This window comes from Caballeronia hypogeia, assembly GCF_001544875.2.
Lineage (GTDB): Bacteria > Pseudomonadota > Gammaproteobacteria > Burkholderiales > Burkholderiaceae > Caballeronia > Caballeronia hypogeia.
Window position 1 is genome coordinate 46,671 of the sequence record NZ_FCOA02000028.1, and the last position, 16,470, is coordinate 63,140.

The 16,470-nt window shown below is 65.6% G+C and carries 13 protein-coding genes; 9 read left to right on the top strand and 4 right to left on the bottom strand.

Going from position 1 to position 16,470, the window contains the following annotated elements; genetic code table 11:
• Positions 1-13: 13 nt before the first annotated feature.
• Together AWB79_RS29800 and AWB79_RS29805 are read right to left on the bottom strand one after the other, a co-directional pair.
• Positions 14-1,357 carry a sigma 54-interacting transcriptional regulator gene (locus tag AWB79_RS29800; protein WP_061171031.1) on the bottom strand — a complete coding sequence of 448 codons (1,344 nt, stop codon included), beginning with the start codon at positions 1,355-1,357 and terminating at the stop codon, positions 14-16.
• A gap of 482 nt (positions 1,358-1,839) precedes the next feature.
• A complete protein-coding gene (locus AWB79_RS29805; RefSeq protein ID WP_061171032.1) occupies positions 1,840-2,721 on the bottom strand; it encodes a LysR family transcriptional regulator in 882 nt (293 codons plus the stop codon).
• 186 nt (positions 2,722-2,907) lie between these two features.
• Here AWB79_RS29805 and AWB79_RS29810 point away from each other — a divergent pair, with 186 nt between their 5' ends.
• Genes AWB79_RS29810 through AWB79_RS29825 form a run of 4 tightly spaced genes read left to right on the top strand, consistent with a single transcriptional unit; the run spans position 2,908 to position 7,233 of the window.
• Positions 2,908-3,126, top strand: coding sequence for a DUF3311 domain-containing protein (locus tag AWB79_RS29810; RefSeq protein WP_061171033.1), 219 nt, complete (start codon positions 2,908-2,910; stop codon positions 3,124-3,126).
• On the top strand, positions 3,123-4,598 hold the full coding sequence (locus AWB79_RS29815; RefSeq protein ID WP_061171034.1) for a sodium:solute symporter family protein: 1,476 nt from the start codon (positions 3,123-3,125) through the stop codon (positions 4,596-4,598). Before AWB79_RS29810 ends, AWB79_RS29815 begins: the two co-directional genes overlap by 4 nt.
• On the top strand, positions 4,595-5,785 hold the full coding sequence (locus AWB79_RS29820) for an amidohydrolase family protein (protein WP_061171035.1): 1,191 nt from the start codon (positions 4,595-4,597) through the stop codon (positions 5,783-5,785). Before AWB79_RS29815 ends, AWB79_RS29820 begins: the two co-directional genes overlap by 4 nt.
• Positions 5,782-7,233 carry an amidohydrolase family protein gene (locus AWB79_RS29825; protein ID WP_061171036.1) on the top strand — a complete coding sequence of 484 codons (1,452 nt, stop codon included), beginning with the start codon at positions 5,782-5,784 and terminating at the stop codon, positions 7,231-7,233. The genes AWB79_RS29820 and AWB79_RS29825 overlap by 4 nt, the downstream gene beginning before the upstream one ends.
• Positions 7,234-7,279: 46 nt before the next feature.
• On the opposite strand, the gene AWB79_RS29830 is transcribed toward AWB79_RS29825, so the two are convergent.
• On the bottom strand, positions 7,280-8,116 hold the full coding sequence (locus AWB79_RS29830) for a bifunctional allantoicase/(S)-ureidoglycine aminohydrolase (protein ID WP_061171037.1): 837 nt from the start codon (positions 8,114-8,116) through the stop codon (positions 7,280-7,282).
• Between the two features lie 437 nt (positions 8,117-8,553).
• Between AWB79_RS29830 and AWB79_RS29835 the strand changes: the two genes are divergently transcribed.
• The 5 genes from AWB79_RS29835 to AWB79_RS29855 all read left to right on the top strand — a co-directional run bounded on the left by AWB79_RS29835 (position 8,554) and on the right by AWB79_RS29855 (position 13,344).
• Complete coding sequence (locus AWB79_RS29835; protein WP_445343948.1) at positions 8,554-9,570, top strand: PDDEXK nuclease domain-containing protein; 1,017 nt, start codon at positions 8,554-8,556, stop codon at positions 9,568-9,570.
• Between the two features lie 207 nt (positions 9,571-9,777).
• Positions 9,778-10,242, top strand: coding sequence for a MaoC family dehydratase (locus AWB79_RS29840; protein ID WP_061171039.1), 465 nt, complete (start codon positions 9,778-9,780; stop codon positions 10,240-10,242).
• A 40-nt stretch (positions 10,243-10,282) separates the two neighbouring features.
• Positions 10,283-11,953: an alpha/beta fold hydrolase gene (locus tag AWB79_RS29845; RefSeq protein ID WP_061171040.1), complete on the top strand. Its 1,671-nt coding sequence runs from the start codon at positions 10,283-10,285 to the stop codon at positions 11,951-11,953.
• 40 nt (positions 11,954-11,993) lie between these two features.
• Positions 11,994-12,815 carry a poly(3-hydroxyalkanoate) depolymerase gene (gene phaZ / locus AWB79_RS29850; RefSeq protein ID WP_374728573.1) on the top strand — a complete coding sequence of 274 codons (822 nt, stop codon included), beginning with the start codon at positions 11,994-11,996 and terminating at the stop codon, positions 12,813-12,815.
• A 97-nt stretch (positions 12,816-12,912) separates the two neighbouring features.
• Entirely contained in the window at positions 12,913-13,344 is a 432-nt protein-coding gene (locus AWB79_RS29855) for a hypothetical protein (RefSeq protein ID WP_061171042.1), read from the top strand.
• Positions 13,345-13,397: 53 nt separating this feature from the next.
• On the opposite strand, the gene AWB79_RS29860 is transcribed toward AWB79_RS29855, so the two are convergent.
• Positions 13,398-15,917 (bottom strand): hybrid sensor histidine kinase/response regulator, encoded by a 2,520-nt coding sequence (locus AWB79_RS29860; RefSeq protein WP_061171043.1) that lies wholly within the window; start codon positions 15,915-15,917, stop codon positions 13,398-13,400.
• Positions 15,918-16,470 lie beyond the last annotated feature (553 nt).

Here is a 16,470-nt window from a genome sequence, read left to right on the forward strand (position 1 = left end):
CGTCGAGCGCGGATCAGGCGCCGTCCGGCAGGCGGCTCTGACGGCGCAACTGCAGCGCGCGCGGCGTGACGCGCAGCAGCTCCGCCGCGCGGCTCGTCGATCCGGCGCGGCGCTCGGCCAGCTCCACGGCGAGCGTCTCGGCGATCTGCCCGATGTGCTTGAGCCCGAGCCCCGCGTCGAGCGCGCCTTCGACCGCGAGCGCGAACGCCTGCTCCCAGCCGTTCACGCTCGCGCCCGGCGCATCGGCTGTGAAAGCGTCGCGCAGACAGCCCGTGCTCAGCACGCGAAAGCCGCGCTGCCGGTCCGCGAGCCGCAGCACGACATTGCGCAACTCGCGCACATTGCCCTGATAGTCGGCCGCGACCAGACGCTGCATCACTTCGGGCATGACCTGCGGCGCGGCGTCGCCTTGTTCGGCGAGAAAGTGCGTGACCAAAAGCGGAATGTCCTCGCGACGTTCGGCGAGACTCGGCGCGCGCACGGTCCATCGCGCGATGCGGAAGTACAGGTCGTTGCGGAAGCGTCCCGCGTGCACCTCGCCTTCGAGGTCGCGATTGGTCGCGCACGTGAGACGGAAATCCGACTTGCGCCAGACGTCCTCGCCGATGCGCTTGTAGGTGCGCTCCTGAATCACGCGCAAAAGACGCGCTTGCAGGCGCGGCTCCAGTTCGCCGATTTCATCGAGAAAGAGCGTGCCGCCGTCGGCCATCGCGACGGCGCCGTCGCGCGCGGAAACGGCGTGCGTGAACGCGCCCTTCGCGTGTCCGAAAAGCTCGCTGCCCGAGAGTTCCGGACTCAGCGTCGTGCAATCGACGACGACGAACGGCCCGCGCCGGCGCACCGGATCGAGATCGTGCACGAGGCGCGCGAGCAGTTCCTTGCCGCATCCGCTTTCGCCGAGCAGGAGGCACGCGCCGTCGCCGAAGCGGCCGATTTCCGCGACGCTGCGCAATGTATTGCGCCAGATCGTCGATGCGCCGACCGCGCGTTCGCGCAGCCATTCCGCATCGAGGATCGACTCCATTTCAGCAAGACGATCGACCCGTCGCGCGATTTCATCGAGCAGCAGAGTTTCGTCGTCGGCAAGCACGATGTCGCACAGCGACGCGGGCCACCATGCCTCGGGCTGGCAATCGACGCGCGTCTCGCGCGTGCATCCGACGATGAAGCCCTCGGGCAGCGGATGACGGCGCAGCCAGCGCGCGGCGGCATCGGCGACGCGATTGCCGCTCGCGATGACGATCACCACGAACGGGCCTTCACTCGTCGCGCCGGTTTCGACTTCGTCGGGGACGCCACGCTCGCGCAATGCCGCTTCGAGCGCGCGTGGATCATCGTGATGCAGGACGACGCGCATGAGGCCGCACCGGCGTGTCTTGCGGGATCATTGAAGCGGCGAGCGCCTCGTGACGGCGTTGCGTTTCTCGCGGTTGTGGCCGTTGTAAGCGGAAGTCGGCGTGTTGCGCATGTGAACCTCGGATTCGGTCGGCGCTCATGCACGTTTGCATGCGCCCGGATTCGAGCCGTGAATCTCGAATCGATGGATGCCCGAAGAGGGGTTCCCGGTTTGAATTGATCGTCGCGCGATGATGCCGACGCGTCATGTATCGGAGCCGGTCGAGCAGGTTTCGTGTATGCCTGTCCTATGAAACGATGCAGCAGCTCGTAATATCAAAACCGGGATGAGCGTTAGCGCACAATCGCGCGGCCCGCGCACGGAAGGGTCGCATCGGAATGCGTTCGTTATCCGTATCAATGTCGGAGCGATGCGCAAGCGTGGCGGATCGTGGCGTGTGCGGGATTTTCAGTACTTGCTTCGTGCGGATCGGTTGAATGTCGCTATCGACGCTGCGGCCCGAACATGCGCGACAACGCGCGCGCGAGTTCCTTCACGACCGCGTCGGCGGTCGGCCGGTGCAGCAGCGCGATATCCATCGTCTCGATGGGCGGCAGCCCGCTTTTGGGCGTCAATACGACGTGATCCGCCGTGACCGCGCGCGCCGGCAAGAGGCTGATGCCCAGACCGTCGGCGACGGCCGCCTGAATGCCGCTCAGGCTCGAGCAGATGAAGCTCAGACGCCAGCGCCGCCCGATGCTTTCGATCGCGTGGGTCATGTCGTCGCGATAGAGCCCGCGCGGCGGAAACGCGACGAGGGGGATCGGATCGAGCTGAATGGACGGATGCTTCGCGCTGTCGATCCAGCGCAATTGCTCGGGCCAGCTCGCGACCGCTTCGCGACTGCTGCGCCGCTGCTTGACGAGAATCAGGTCGAGTTCGCCGCGATCGTAGCGGTAGCTCATATCGCGGCTCAGGCCGCTCGTCACTTCGAGCTTGACTTCAGGATGCTTGCGGCTGAAGGCGGCGAGCATGTGCGTGGTCGGGCCGCCGACGAAGTCGTCCGGCACACCGAGCCGGACCGTCACGCCGACGTTCGCGCCCGACAGCGCCTCGAACATTTCATCGTTGAGCGCGAGCATGCGGCGTGCGTAGGCGAGCAGCGTTTCGCCGGCGTCGGTCGGGCGAACGTCGCGGCTGCCGCGTTCGAGCAGCCTGTGCCCGGCCATTTCTTCAAGACGGCGCACCTTCTGGCTGATCGTGGACTGCGTGGAGTGAAGCCGCGCCGACGCCGAGGTGAACGTGCCGCAATCGGCCACCATGACGAGGGCCTTCAGAAGATCCAGATCGAACAGCGGCGTGCGCGCGGTGGGGGAGTGTTTCATCGACCTGGTCGAGCCTTGAATTCGGACATGGACTTCTATCACGCATGACGGGCGCTGGCAATCGCGCGGGTTTCGCTTCGGAAGGCATTCGATTGTCAACTGGCGGCCATTCGAACATTTAATTTTTTAATACGCGAACGCGTGGCTAACATCAAGCGAATTCTCACCTCACACGCGAGGACAGATATGAAGTTTCGCGTTCTTCTCGCCGCGCTGCCGTTCATCGGCCTGTATTCGGGCGGCTCGCTCGCCGCGCATACGCCGTTTCTGTTCGGCATGCCCTTCCTGCTCGTGTGGAATCTCATCTGGATGGCCGCGACGGCCGCGATTCTCGCGCTCATCCATTGCCTCGACACGCGCGACGAAGCGGCGCACGCGAACGAACACGCGGGAGGCGCGCAATGAACGCGTCGCTCGTCATCATCATTCTGTTCGCGATCTTCGCGCTCGCGGTGGGGCTTTACGCGCGCCGCGGCAAGACGCTCAGCCTGGAGCAATGGGCGGTCGGCGGACGCGGTTTCGGCTCGCTGCTCACCTTCCTGCTGATGGCGGGCGAAGCGTTCTCGACCTTCTCGTTCCTGGGCGCGAGCGGCTGGACCTACAGCAAGGGCGTGCCGGCGTTCTACATCCTGTCGTACGGCTGCCTCGCGTATGTGCTCGGCTACTGGATGCTGCCCGCCATCTGGCGCTATGCGAAGGACCGCAACCTCGTGTCGTTCGCTGACTATTTCGCATCGAAGTACGACAGCCGCGCAGTGGGCGTGCTGGTCTCGGTGGTCGCCGTGTTCGCGATGGTCTCGCTGCTCATCATCCAGTTGCGCGGGCTCGGCATCATCGTCTCCGAGATGTCGTACGGGCTGATTTCGCAGAGCACGGCCATCTGGATCAGCGCGCTGCTGATGGTCGCGTACATGTCCGTCTCCGGCATTCACGGTTCGGCGAACATCGCGATCTTCAAGGACGTGCTGATCCTGGGCCTCGCGATCTTTCTGGGCACCTATCTGCCGCTGCATTACTTCGGCGGTTTCGGCGAGATGTTCGCGCGCATCGACGCCGTGCATCCGGAACTGCTGCGCATGCCCGAGCACGGCTTCAACCTGAGCTGGTACAACTCGACGCTGCTCCTGACCTCGCTCGGCTATTACCTGTATCCGCACGGCTTCACGGCGGTGTATGTGGCGCGCGATGCTTCCGCGCTGCGCAGGAACGTCGTGCTGATGCCGATCTATCAGGTGCTGATCGCCTTCCTGTTCCTCGTCGGCTTCGCCGCCGTGCTCACCGTGCACGGGCTAGAAGGCGCGCAAACCGATCTCGCGCTGCTGCGTCTCGTGAAGCAGACTTTTCCATCGTGGTTCGTCGGCATTGTCGGCGGCGCGGGACTGCTTACGGCGCTGGTGCCGGGATCGCTCATCATGCTCAACGCATCGACGACGATCGCGCGTAACATCTATCGCGAAGGCTTCGCGCCGCAGGCGAGCGATCGCGAAGTGGCGCGCGTCGCCCGCATCGCGCTGCCGCTGTTCACGCTGGTCGTCGTCTACTTCGTGTTGCGCGGCGGCGCGACCTTCGTGTCGCTCGCGATCTTCTCGTCGAGCCTTCTGACGCAACTGGTGCCTATGCTCGCCTCGAGTTTCCTGCAGCGCCCGTTCGGCACGCGCGAAGCGGCGTTCGGCGGCATCGCGGCGGGCGGCATCGTGCTCGGGTTGTCGAGCTGGGGCGGCATGACGCTGGCGTCCGCGTTCCCCGGCGCGCCGCTCGCGTTCACGTCGATCAACATGGGGCTCGTCGCGCTGTGCGCGAACGCCCTGGTCTTTGTCGCAATCAGCGCGGGGCAACGCCTCTTGCGCACACGTATCGATACCGCCGTTCAAACATGACTTCTTCTCTCTACCTCTCCAATGTCCGGCTGGCCGATGGTCAGCAGGTTTGCGTCTCGGTCGTCGATGGCCGGATCGAAGCGCTCGGCGCGCAGGTCGCGGCGCCCCCCGGCGTGCATGTCGAGGACGGCGGCGGCGCCTTGCTGCTGCCGGGCTTCGTCGAAGGTCACACGCATATCGACAAGAGCAACTGGGGCCGCCCGTGGTATCGCAACGAAGTCGGCCCGTTGCTCACCGACCGCATCAGCAACGAACGCGAGTGGCGCAGCACCTCGGGCCACGATGCCGCCGCGCAGTCGCTCGCGCTTTCGCGCGCGTTCGTGCAGGCGGGCACGACGCGTCTGCGCACGCATGTCGATATCGATACCCACGCGCGTCTGCGCCATCTCGAAGGCGTGCTCGCGACCCGCGAAACCCTGCGCGGCGTGCTCGACATGCAGATCGTCGCGTTTCCGCAGTCGGGCATGCTGATCCGTCCCGGCACGGTGGAACTGCTCGGCGACGCACTCGAGGCAGGCGCGGACGTGCTCGGCGCGCTCGATCCCGCGCTGATCGACGGCGATCCGGTCGCGTCGCTCAACGCGACCTTCGCGCTTGCGCAGCGCTATCGCAAGCCGATCGACATTCATCTGCACGAACCCGGCGAAGTCGGCGCGTTCACGCTGAAGCTGCTGCTGGATCGCGTCGAAGCGACGGGCATGCAGGGGCAGGTCGTCGTGAGTCACGGGTTTTGTCTGGGCGCGTTGCCGGAGCGCGAGCGCGATGTGCTGCTCGATCGCATCGCGCGTTTGCGCGTGGCGCTGCTCACGAGCGCGCCGCCTTCGCGCACGGTGCCACCGCTCAAGCTGTGTCGCGAGAAAGGCATCACGATGTTCGGCGGCAACGACGGCATTCGCGATACGTGGTCGCCTTACGGCGTGCCCGACATGCTCGAACGCGCGATGCTGATCGGCATGCGCTACGACCTGCGTCGCGACGACGACCTCGCGATGGCGTTCGATTGCGTCAGCGAGGCCGCCGCGCGCGGCTGCGGTTTCGCCGACTATGGGCTGCGCGCCGGCGCGCGCGCGGATCTCGTGCTGGTCGATGCCGAATGCGTCGCGCATGCGGTGGTGGCGCGGCCGAGGCGCAAGCTCGTGGTCTCGAACGGGCGCATCGTCGCGCGTGACGGAGCGCTCACGTCATGAGCGAGATCGAACATGTCGACATACTCATCGAGCATGGCTGTGTCATCACGATGGACCCGTCGCGCCGCGTGATCGACGATGGCGCGGTGGCCGTGAAGGGCGATCGCATCGTGGGCGTCGGAAAGACGGATGCGCTCGCGCGGCGATACCGTCCGGAACGCAGAATCGACGCACGCCGCAAAGCCGTGCTGCCCGGCCTGATCGACGCCCACGCGCACGCCGGACACGCGATGCTGCGCACCATCGGCGGCGCGGACGGCGATGCGTGGACGGCTGCTTGCGAGGCGATCTACACGCGCGCATCGGATGAAGCGTTCTGGGAAACCGAGTCGCATCTCGCGGCGCTCGAACGCCTGAAGGCAGGCGTGACGACGGGCGTATCGCTGCTGGGCGGCGGCGATTCGATCATGCGCGTCGATGACCCGGTGTACGCGCGCCGTCACTGCGATGCGGTGGTCAAGACGGGCACGCGCTCGATCGTCGCGGTGGGTCCTTCGCGTCCGCCCGCGCCGCGCGCCTACACACGCCATGACGCGCAAGGCAGCGTGACGCGCGATGTCAATTTCGACGCGATGTTCGAGGTCTGCAAGGAGATCGTCGCGACGTGCCACGGCGACGCGCACGGGCGCATTCAGGTCGCGCTGACGCTGCCCGTGTACGCTCCCGGTCACTATCCGGCGGTTGCGCGTTACGAACTCGACTATCGGCGCGAGGCGCAGCGTTACGCGGCGCTGGCGCGTGAACGGGACCTGAGCTTCACGCAGGATGGACATCGCGCGGGCACGCTCGAATTCGCGCATCGCGAGCTGGGTTTGCTGAGCGCGAAGTCGTTCATGTCGCACGCCATCGATCTGACCGAGGCCGACATCGCGGCTTGCGTCGAAACCGGCGCTTCCATCGTGCATAACCCGAGCGCGATCATGTCGATCATCGGACGCTGCCCGGTGCCCGAACTGATCGATGCGGGCGTGACGGTTGCGATCGGCTCCGACGGCGCCGCGCCCGATCGCGGCTACGACATGTTCCGCCACATGTGGCAGTGCATGCACTATCACCGTCGGCACTTCCGCGATCCGGATGTATTGCCGCACGGCAAGGTGCTGGAGATGGTGACGATCGATGCGGCGAAAGCGCTGTCCATCGATCATGAAGTGGGTTCGCTCGAAGCGGGCAAGCTGGCCGACATCATTCTCGTCGACCTCTTCAGGCCGCATCTGATGCCGATGAACATGCCCGTCTACCGCGTCACGTGCTTCGCGAACGCGGGCGACGTATGCATGACGATGGTCGGCGGAAGGGTGCTGATGGAGAACTACCGGGTGCTGTCGGTGGATGAGGGAGAAATACTCGAACGCGTCACCGAAGTTGCGGAGCGCGCGTTCGAGCGCGCCGGCGTGCGCCATCTGCTGGACGCGCCGCCGACGCTGTGGTCGCGCAGTCACTATTGAAGCCGCGGCGCGCCCGGGGAGACGGGCGCGCCGCATCGCGCGAATCTCAGCGCGGCGCGTTGAGCGTCAGCTTCATGTGACGGTTCACGTCCTTGTACAGCAGATAGCGGAAGCGGCTCGGCCCGCCCGCATAGCAGGCCTGCGGGCAGAACGCGCGCAGCCACATGAAGTCGCCGGCCTCCACTTCGACCCAGTCCTGATTCAGGCGATACACCGCCTTGCCTTCCAGCACGTAAAGTCCGTGCTCCATCACGTGCGTTTCCGCGAAGGGAATGACGCCGCCCGGCTGGAACGTGACGATATTGACGTGCATGTCGTGACGCATGTCGCTGGTATCGACGAAGCGCGTCGTCACCCAGCGGCCTTCGGTGCCGGGCATCGGAATCGGCTCGATATCCTGTTCGTTGGTCACGAAGGCTTCGGGCATCGGCACGCCGTCCACGGCTTCATAGTGCTTGCGGACCCAGTGGAAGCGCGCGGCGTCCTTGCCGCGATTGCGCAACTGCCAGTTCGTGCCGGGCGGAATGAACGCATAGCCGCCGGTCTTGAGCACGTGCAGCGTGCCTTGCAGCGTCAGTTCGATTTCGCCTTCCACGACGAACAGCACGCCCTCGGCGTTCGGATCCTGTTCGGGCTGCTCGCTGCCGCCGCCGGAAGCCACTTCCATGATGTATTGCGAGAACGTTTCGGCGAAGCCGGAAAGCGGACGCGCGAGTACCCAGAGACGCGTCTTGTCCCAGAACGGCAGATGGCTGGTGACGATATCGCGCATCACGCCCTTGGGGATGACGGCATACGCCTCGGTGAACATCGCGCGGTCCGTCAGCAGCTCGGTCTGAGCCGGATGGCCGCCGCGTGGCGCGTAGTAGGTGTTGGTCGACATACGAAAGTCTCCGTTAGGGTTCACGTCGTCGTCCTCAAGGCCGACGACGTGCTGCTGTCCGGTTTTGGCCGGACCTGAATCACATGCGGGACGAAGCGCCCCGGAACTGTCCATTGCGGACGATGGCGCGGACCTTTTCAACGCGCCCTTAATTTTGGTTTGAGACGTTGCGTTGCGCGGGCCCGCCGCGGTGAACCTGTACAAAATATAGGAGATGGCGGATATCGACAAATTAAATGTCGGAATGCGGGGTATCCATTTTCTGAATGGTTTCGTGGTTTTGTATGATGAAAATCCGGAGGTGTCCGCAGTGATTCTCTCCGCGCCGCGGAGACAATCGCGCGGCGCGCTGCGGCCGGGTTCCGCGCCCGCGCGGATTCAGGTAACGTGGCCCGGTCTGCGCGGCGCGTCTGCCGTCAGGCTCCCTGTTCGACGACGTGCGCAAGCTGATCGACGGCGCACGCGCTCGCGTCGCCGCCGCGGTGAATGCCGAGCTTTCCCTGTTGTACTGGCAGATCGGCCGGCGCATCCGCGACGACGTGCTGGGCGGTGCGCGGGCCGAATACGGGCAGCGGGTCGTCGCGGCGCTCGCCCGGCAACTGACGGCGGCGTACGGCCGCGGCTGGAGCGAGCAGCAGTTGCGGCATTGCGTGCGGGCGGCGGAGGTATTTCCGGACGAGACGATTCTCTCCGCGCTGCGGAGCGAATTGAGCTGGACGCATCTCAAGACGCTGATCTACATCGACGATCCCTTGAAGCGCGATTACTACATCGAGCTATGCCGCCTCGAACGATGGTCGTCGCGCCAGTTGCAGGAACGCATCCAGTCGATGCTGTTCGAGCGCAGCGCGCTGTCGCGCAAACCGGCTGAGGCGATCCGGCATGAGCTTTCGCAACTGCGGCAAACGCAGGCGCTCACGCCCGACGTCGTCCTCAAGGACCCGTACGTGCTCGACTTTCTCGGTCTGAACGACCGTTACCTGGAACGCGATCTGGAAGACGCGATCCTGCGCGAAATGGAGCAGTTTCTGCTCGAACTCGGCGCGGGGTTCACCTTCGTCGCGCGTCAGAAGCGCCTGCAGATCGACGACGACGACTTCTATCTGGACCTGCTGTTCTACAACCGCAAGCTCCGGCGCCTCGTCGCGATCGAACTGAAGCTGGGCGCGTTCAAGGCCGAGTACAAGAGTCAGATGGAGCTGTATCTGCGCTGGCTCGCGAAACACGAGCAGGAGCCGGACGAACAGCCGCCTATCGGCATCATTCTGTGCGCGGGCAAGAAGCAGGAGCAGATCGAGTTGCTGGAGCTGGGCAAGAGCGGCATCCACGTCGCGGAATATCTGACCGTGCTGCCGCCGCGCGAGGCCCTGGAAGCCAAGCTGCATCAGTCGATCGCGCTGGCTCGCTCGCGCCTGCGCGACGACCGCGACGACGCCGGACCGGCGTCCGACTGAAGCGGATCACCCGTTCGCGCCCCGCCCCTCCCGCCGCGAGAGGGGCCAAAACCTGCCCCTTTCCCTATTCTCTGTTGCGTCGGCGATCGACAGACGCCCGACGCTGCCTGCCCTTGCGCGCTGAAAGCGACATGGCCGGCGGGCGTCGACATGAACAGCAGACGGCTGCGCGCGCATCCACTCAGCGCGCGGCGGCAGGAGACAGGAATGAAGCTCAAGGAATATGGTGTAGCCACGCTGGAAGATTTCGTTGGCAAGGAACTGGGCGTGACCGAATGGGTCGAGATCGACCAGTCGCGTATCGATGCCTTCGCCGCTTGCACCGGCGATCATCAATGGATTCACGTCGACGTGGAGCGGGCCCGCCGCGAAAGCCCCTTCGGCGGCACGATCGCGCATGGCTATCTGCTGCTGTCGCTGCTGGCGTCGCACTCCATCGAAGTCGGGCTGATCCCGCCCGATGCGCAAGCGGGCCTGAACTACGGGCTCGACAAGGTGCGTTTTCTCTCGCCCGTGAAGGCCGGCGCACGGGTGCGCAGCCGCATCGTGCTGGCGTCCGTCGAGCGCAAGGGCAACGGCAGCGTCGTGCTGAAGAGCGACATCTCGTTGCAGATCGAAGGACAGCACACCCCGGCGCTCGCCGCGCAGACACTCGCGATGCTCGTGAAGTGAGCGCGCCGCGACCAACACGACTGCCCGAAGATACGAACCGATGACGACCCCCACCTCCCTCGAAGCGTCGCGCGATGCCGCCGATGCGAACGCTTTTGCCGGCCTGCGCATGAGCGATGTGCTGAACGCCGCGCAGCAATTCACGACCCAGGCGCTGAAACAGCCGGTGCTTTTCGCCGGACAGGAAATGAACCTGATGCGCGATCTGACGTCGATCTGCCTGGGTCTGGCGAATACCGAGCCGCAGCCCGGCGACAGGCGCTTCAGCGATCCGAGCTGGCGCGGCAACGCGCTGTATCGCTCGACGATGCAAGGCTATCTCGCGTGGTGCGACGCGCTTTCGAGCTTCGTCGACCGCTCGACGCTCGACGCGCCCGAGAAGGCGCGCGTGCAATACGTGGTCTCGCTCCTCACCGATGCGCTGGCGCCCACCAACGCGCTCGCGGGCAATCCGGCGGCGCTCAAGAAGCTCGTCGATACGGGCGGCGCGAGCCTTGTCGCGGGCCTGAAGAATCTCGCGGGCGATATCGCGTCGAATCGCGGCATGCCCACACAGGTCGACAAGCGCGCGTTCGAGGTCGGCGGCAATGTGGCCAACACGCGCGGCTCGGTCGTGTTTCGCAACGAGGTGCTGGAGCTCATCCAGTACGCGCCGACGACCGCGAAGGTCTATGAGCGGCCGCATCTGATCGTGCCGCCGCAGATCAACAAGTTCTACGTGTTCGATCTCGCGAAGGGCAAGAGCATCGTCGATTATCTGTTGCAGGGCGGCTTCCAGGCGTTCGTCGTGAGCTGGCGCAATCCGGGCGCGGAGCAGCGCGACTGGGATCTCGATACGTACGTGCGCGCGCTCATCGAGGCCATCGACGCGGTGCGCGACATCACCGGCAGCGACGATGTCAACCTGCACGGCGCATGTTCGGGCGCGATGACCATCGCGGCCTTGCTCGGCCACACGGCGGCGCGCGGGCAGAAGCTCGTGCATGCCGCGACGCTCGCGGTGGCGCTGCTCGAAGGCTCGCCCGATTCGCAGCTCGGCCTGTTCGCCACGCCCGAGGTCGTCGCGGCGGCCAAGCAGAACAGCATGTCCAAGGGTGTGCTGCCGGGCGACGAAATGGGTCGCATGTTCGCGTGGCTGCGGCCCAACGAGCTGGTCTGGAACTACTGGGTGAACAACTATCTGCTCGGCAACGATCCGCCGGCGTTCGACATTCTCTACTGGAACAACGACACGACACGCCTGCCCGGGCGCATGCACGGCCAGTTGCTCGACATCTTCACGCACAACCTGTTCGGCAAGAAGGACGCGTTGACGGTGCTCGGCACGCCCGTCGATCTCGCGCAGGTAACGTGCGACAAATATGTGATCGGCGGCATGACGGATCACATCACGCCGTGGAAGGGCGTGTACGACACGGCGCGCATGTTCGGCGGAAAGACGCGCTTCGTGCTCAGTTCGAGCGGACATATTCAGAGCCTCGTCAATCCGCCCGGCAACCCGAAGGCGAAGTACTTCCTCAACCCGGCGCTTCCCGCGACCGCCGACGACTGGCTCGCCAGCGCGGCATCGCGTGCGGGGTCGTGGTGGGAAGACTGGCGCGACTGGCTCGCACGCCGCTCGGGCGTGAAACGTGTCGCGCCCGTTGCGCCGGGCAGCGAGCGTCATCCGCCGATCGCGGATGCGCCCGGAACCTACGTTCTCGAAGCCTGACGCTCAAGCTTCGGAACGATCAATCAGGATGACCATGGAAATGAACACCACGACTGTGAGCGGCATGGAAATCCGGACCATCGACGTGGGCGGCCAACGGCTGCGCGTCGCGACGCGGCGCGGCAGCGCGAGTCTGCCGCCGCTCGTCATCTTCAACGGCATCGGCGCGAATCTGGAGCTCGTCGCGCCGTTCGTCGAAGCGCTGGACGACGTCGAAGTCGTCATCTTCGACATGCCCGGTGTGGGCGGCTCGCCCGCGCCGGTCTTTCCATATCGCTTCACCAACCTTTGCCTGATGACCGACAGGCTGCTCGCCCAACTCGGCCATACGGGACCGGTCGATGTCATGGGCGTTTCGTGGGGTGGCGCGCTCGCGCAGCAGTTCGCGCATCTTTATCCGGAGCGTTGTCGCCGGCTCGTGCTGGCATCGACGTCGCCGGGCGTGATCATGGTGCCCGCGAGCGTCTCCGTTCTCACGAAGATGATCGGCCCGCGCCGCTATCGCGATCCGGACTATCTGGAGAAAGTGGGCGCGGATCTCTACGGCGGCGCGTTCCGCAGCGACCCCTCGCTGCTCAAGACGCACGGCCGTCATATTCAGGCGCCGGGCGGGCGCGGCTATCTCTATCAGCTGATGGCGGCGTGGGGCTGGAGCAGCCTGCTGTGGCTGGGCGGCCTCGCGCAGCCGACGCTCGTCATCCATGGCGACGACGATCCCATCGTGCCGCTCGTCAACGCGAAAATTCTCGCGTCGCGCATACCGCGGGCGAGCCTTCAGGTGGTGAGCGACGGACATCTGTTCGTCATTACGCGCGCGTTCGAGGCGGCGCAAGCGGTGCAGCGCTTTCTCGCGGAAGAATAGCGGCGCGCGGTTCATCGGTGAAGTCAGTACGCAAACGCACGGACGCGCATGGGCGGCTGACCGATATTAGTGCTCTCCCAAGAGCCAGGGGAATCCGATGCGCGCCTTCGCCTCCCTCGCTGTTCTTGCTGTGCCGATGCTCCTCGCCGGGTGCAACACGCCGCCCATTCCGCCGGGCAAGTCCGTCGATATTTCCACCGCGTTGCAGAACGTGCTGGAAGGATTCTGCGATTTCAAGAAAACTCAGGCCGAACACAGACAGGACTACGGTGTCGCGATCGACGCGGTTACCGTGGAGCTCGATCTGACCGTCGACGGCGCGCAGAATCCGCCCGTGGCCGTGGCGCCCGACATCAAATTCATCCCGACGGTCAGCTACGGGCATGTCATTACGGCGAATACCGGCAGCAGGCTGGTGGTTTCGCTGAAGAACGTGGATGGCGCCGGTGGCGCCGGGTTGCGGTGCGCGTCGCCCGGGGCGGCGAAAGCGGCGGGCGCGAGTGCGCCGGTTGTGCCGGTTGCGCGGTAGGCACGATGCCAATGACGCCCCCCGTCCGTTCGACCTGACCGAGCCTCGCCCGCTTACGTCAGCAACCGTCGCGCTGCCGATAAAACCGCTCGTAACTTCTCGGCGTCTGCTGGCTTGACCAGGTGGCCGTCGAAGGAAGCCGCCACGGCCTGCTGCCGGTCGGCCTCCTGGCCGCGACCCGTCAGCGCCACGATCCGCATCGGCGGCTGGGCCGGGAAGTCGCCGCGCAGATGCCGAGCGACGTCGAACCCGTCCATCCCGGGCATGGCCAGATCAAGGAACACCACGTCTGGCCGGCGCCGCCGCACGCTTTCCAGCGCCTGCGGGCCGCCGTAGACCGCTTCGGCGTCGTGACCGTCCAGACGCAGCAGTTCGGTCAGCGCATCGGCGCCGTCGCTTCTGTCGTCCACCACGAGCACCCGCAAGGCGCGGCCCGGCGAGGCCGCCTCGGACTGCGCCGCCGCGCAAAGCTCGCTTGCCGTGGCGACCACCGCCACCGGCAGGCGCACGGCGAACGTGCTGCCCCGGCCCGCTCCCTCGCTCGCGGCGGTGACGATGCCGCCCTGCATCTCAACCAGTTGCTTCACCAGCGAAAGGCCGATGCCCAGACCGCCCGCCGAATAAGCCTGCTGATCGCGGACCTGCGTGAAGAGCTCGAAGACGTGCGGCAGGGCTGCGGGCGGGATGCCGATGCCGGTATCGCTCACTTCTATCAGCGCCTGCTCGCCGTCGCGGGCGACGCGCACCGTGATGCTGCCGCCGTCGTCCATGTACTTCGTGGCGTTGGACAGCAGGTTGGACACCACCTGCGTCAGGCGCACCCGATCGCCTCGGACGGTCAGCCCGGAGCCCGCCTCGTCGACGACGGTCAGCCGGTGGTGTTTGCGTTCCACCTCCGGGCGGCAGGCATCGAGCGCCAGGTTCACGACGTCGCGCGGCTTCACGAGTTCGAGATTCAGCTCGATCTTGCCGGTGCTGATGCGGGCCACGTCGAGCAGGTCGTCCACGAGGTGAACGAGATGCCGCAGCTGGCCGTCGCTGCGGGCGAACAATTCCTTGGTCAGCGCCACGCTGTCCGGGTGGCTGTTCCCGATCTGGACGTTGTAGACCAGCGGCGCCAGGCCGTTGCGCAGTTCGTGCGCCAGCACGGCCAGGAACTGGTCCTTGCGGCGGTCGGCTTCATGCAGCGCGGCCTCGGCATGGGCGCGTTCCATGGCCGCCCAGGTCCGTTCGGCGGCCTCCTCCAGCAGTCCGAGTTCCTCGCGTGTCCACGCCCTGGGTCCCGTGGTCGCGGCCACCAAAGCCCAGACGTAGTTGCGCTCGCCGCGTCGCAACGGAGCCACCAGCATCGCGCCGATCCGGATCGCGAGCAGCGATTGCCTTTCGAGGTCCGAGAGCGCCGGATCGCTCGCGACATCCGGATAGAAGACCGACTGTGTCTCCATCCGGGAGACAGAGTCGGGAAAGTCCCTCAGGCGATATTCGCCCTCCACCGACGGCAGGTCGGCGCGCCGGTATTCGAACTCGGCCCAGCATTTCTCGGCGTCGCGCGACAGGCGGACGATATAGCAACGGTCCACGCCCAACTGCTCGCCGACCAGGCGGGTGGTGACGCAGCCGATGACGTGCGCCTCCCGCTCGATGCGCAGCGCATCACTCAGCTTCAGCAGGAAGGATTGCCGCTCCTCCCGCTCGCGCAGGACCTGATCGGCTTGGATGCGCTGCGTGATGTCGCTGCCCGCCCCGAACCATTCCGTGATCTCGCCATCGGGCCCCAGCAGCGGCACGGCGCGCGAGAGTACCCAGCCCACGCCACCGTGGGCCAGGCGGACCCGATGCTCCAGCTCGAACAGCGACTTGGTGCGGATGGCCGCCTCTATGGTTCGGCGCACCGCGGGCAGGTCCTCGTCGGGAATGTATTTTTCGACCCAGTCCTCGATGGGCGCCGCCGTGTTGGCAAGCGTTTGATTGTCGAGCTGAAACATCAGCCGCCAGTCTGGGCTCATACGGTAGATCGAGTTGCCGCCTGCGGTGACCAGCGCGCGGAACCGGGCCTCGTTCAGTTGCAACCGGGCATTGGCGACGTCGCGCTCGCGCTCGGCCTGCTCGGCCCGGTGCTTCGCTGTCGCGTCCACCGTGACGTTCAGCAGCCCGGCGACCGCGCCCGACTCGTCTCGCATCGGCGAATACGAGAAGTTCCACCACGTGTCCTCGGCATAGCCATGGCGGGTCATGACCAGCGGCATGTCGTCGAATCTCACCGTCTCACCGGCGAAAACCTGCTTCACCAGCGGCTCGATGTCCTGCCAGATGTCGGGCCACGCTTTGCGAAAGGGGATGCCGAGCGCGCGTGGATGATGGTCTCCCAGCATCGGGGCGTAGGCATCGTTGTAGATGACGATCTTCTCCGGTCCCCATGCCAGTTGCATGGCGTGGCCCGACGCCAGGATCAGGTCGACGGCGCTCCTCAGGCTGTAAGGCCACTCCTCGATGGGGCCGAGCGAGGTCGCCGTCCAGTCGCACGCCCGAATGAGGCGAGACATCTCGCCGCTGCCGCGTGGCCAATCCGTCATGAAGGTGATGCTCCTGCAGGGAAGCGCCAGCGATGGATTCGTGGCGCGCACCCTCGACGAGGGGCCTAAGCGTTCAATCTTACGGATGGTTCAATCGGGCGCAAGTACGGCGGCGTCGTTCACCCGGCGTGAGCGCTTCAGGCTGAATCGCCTTTGTACGTAAAGGGTGCCTTCGCGGACACGCGCGTCACTCGATATCGCAGTGGCAGTGCGGCTTTCGGCCGAGGCATACGACTCGCCTGAACCGGTCGTGCGCGTCATTCAGGAATCCGATCCGGATAATCGACGTTCGAGGCCATTGACAGAGAAATTCGTCTGCGTGCTGGCGCTCGGTGAACGGCTAGGGCTCCGCTCGATCCTGCTGCCGGGGATGCTCGCGTTTGGCGCGAAACTCGGTTGTCGCGTGGATGAGCAATCCGGTCATGCGGTTTGTTGCGCAAGTATCGCGGGAGTGCCGCTGTTCAGCGGCGGGGCGATGCGTCTCGGCAGTGACGCGATTCGGATATTTAAGCAGCCTGTGACGGCGAACCCTTCGTCAGGACGCCGCTTTTCG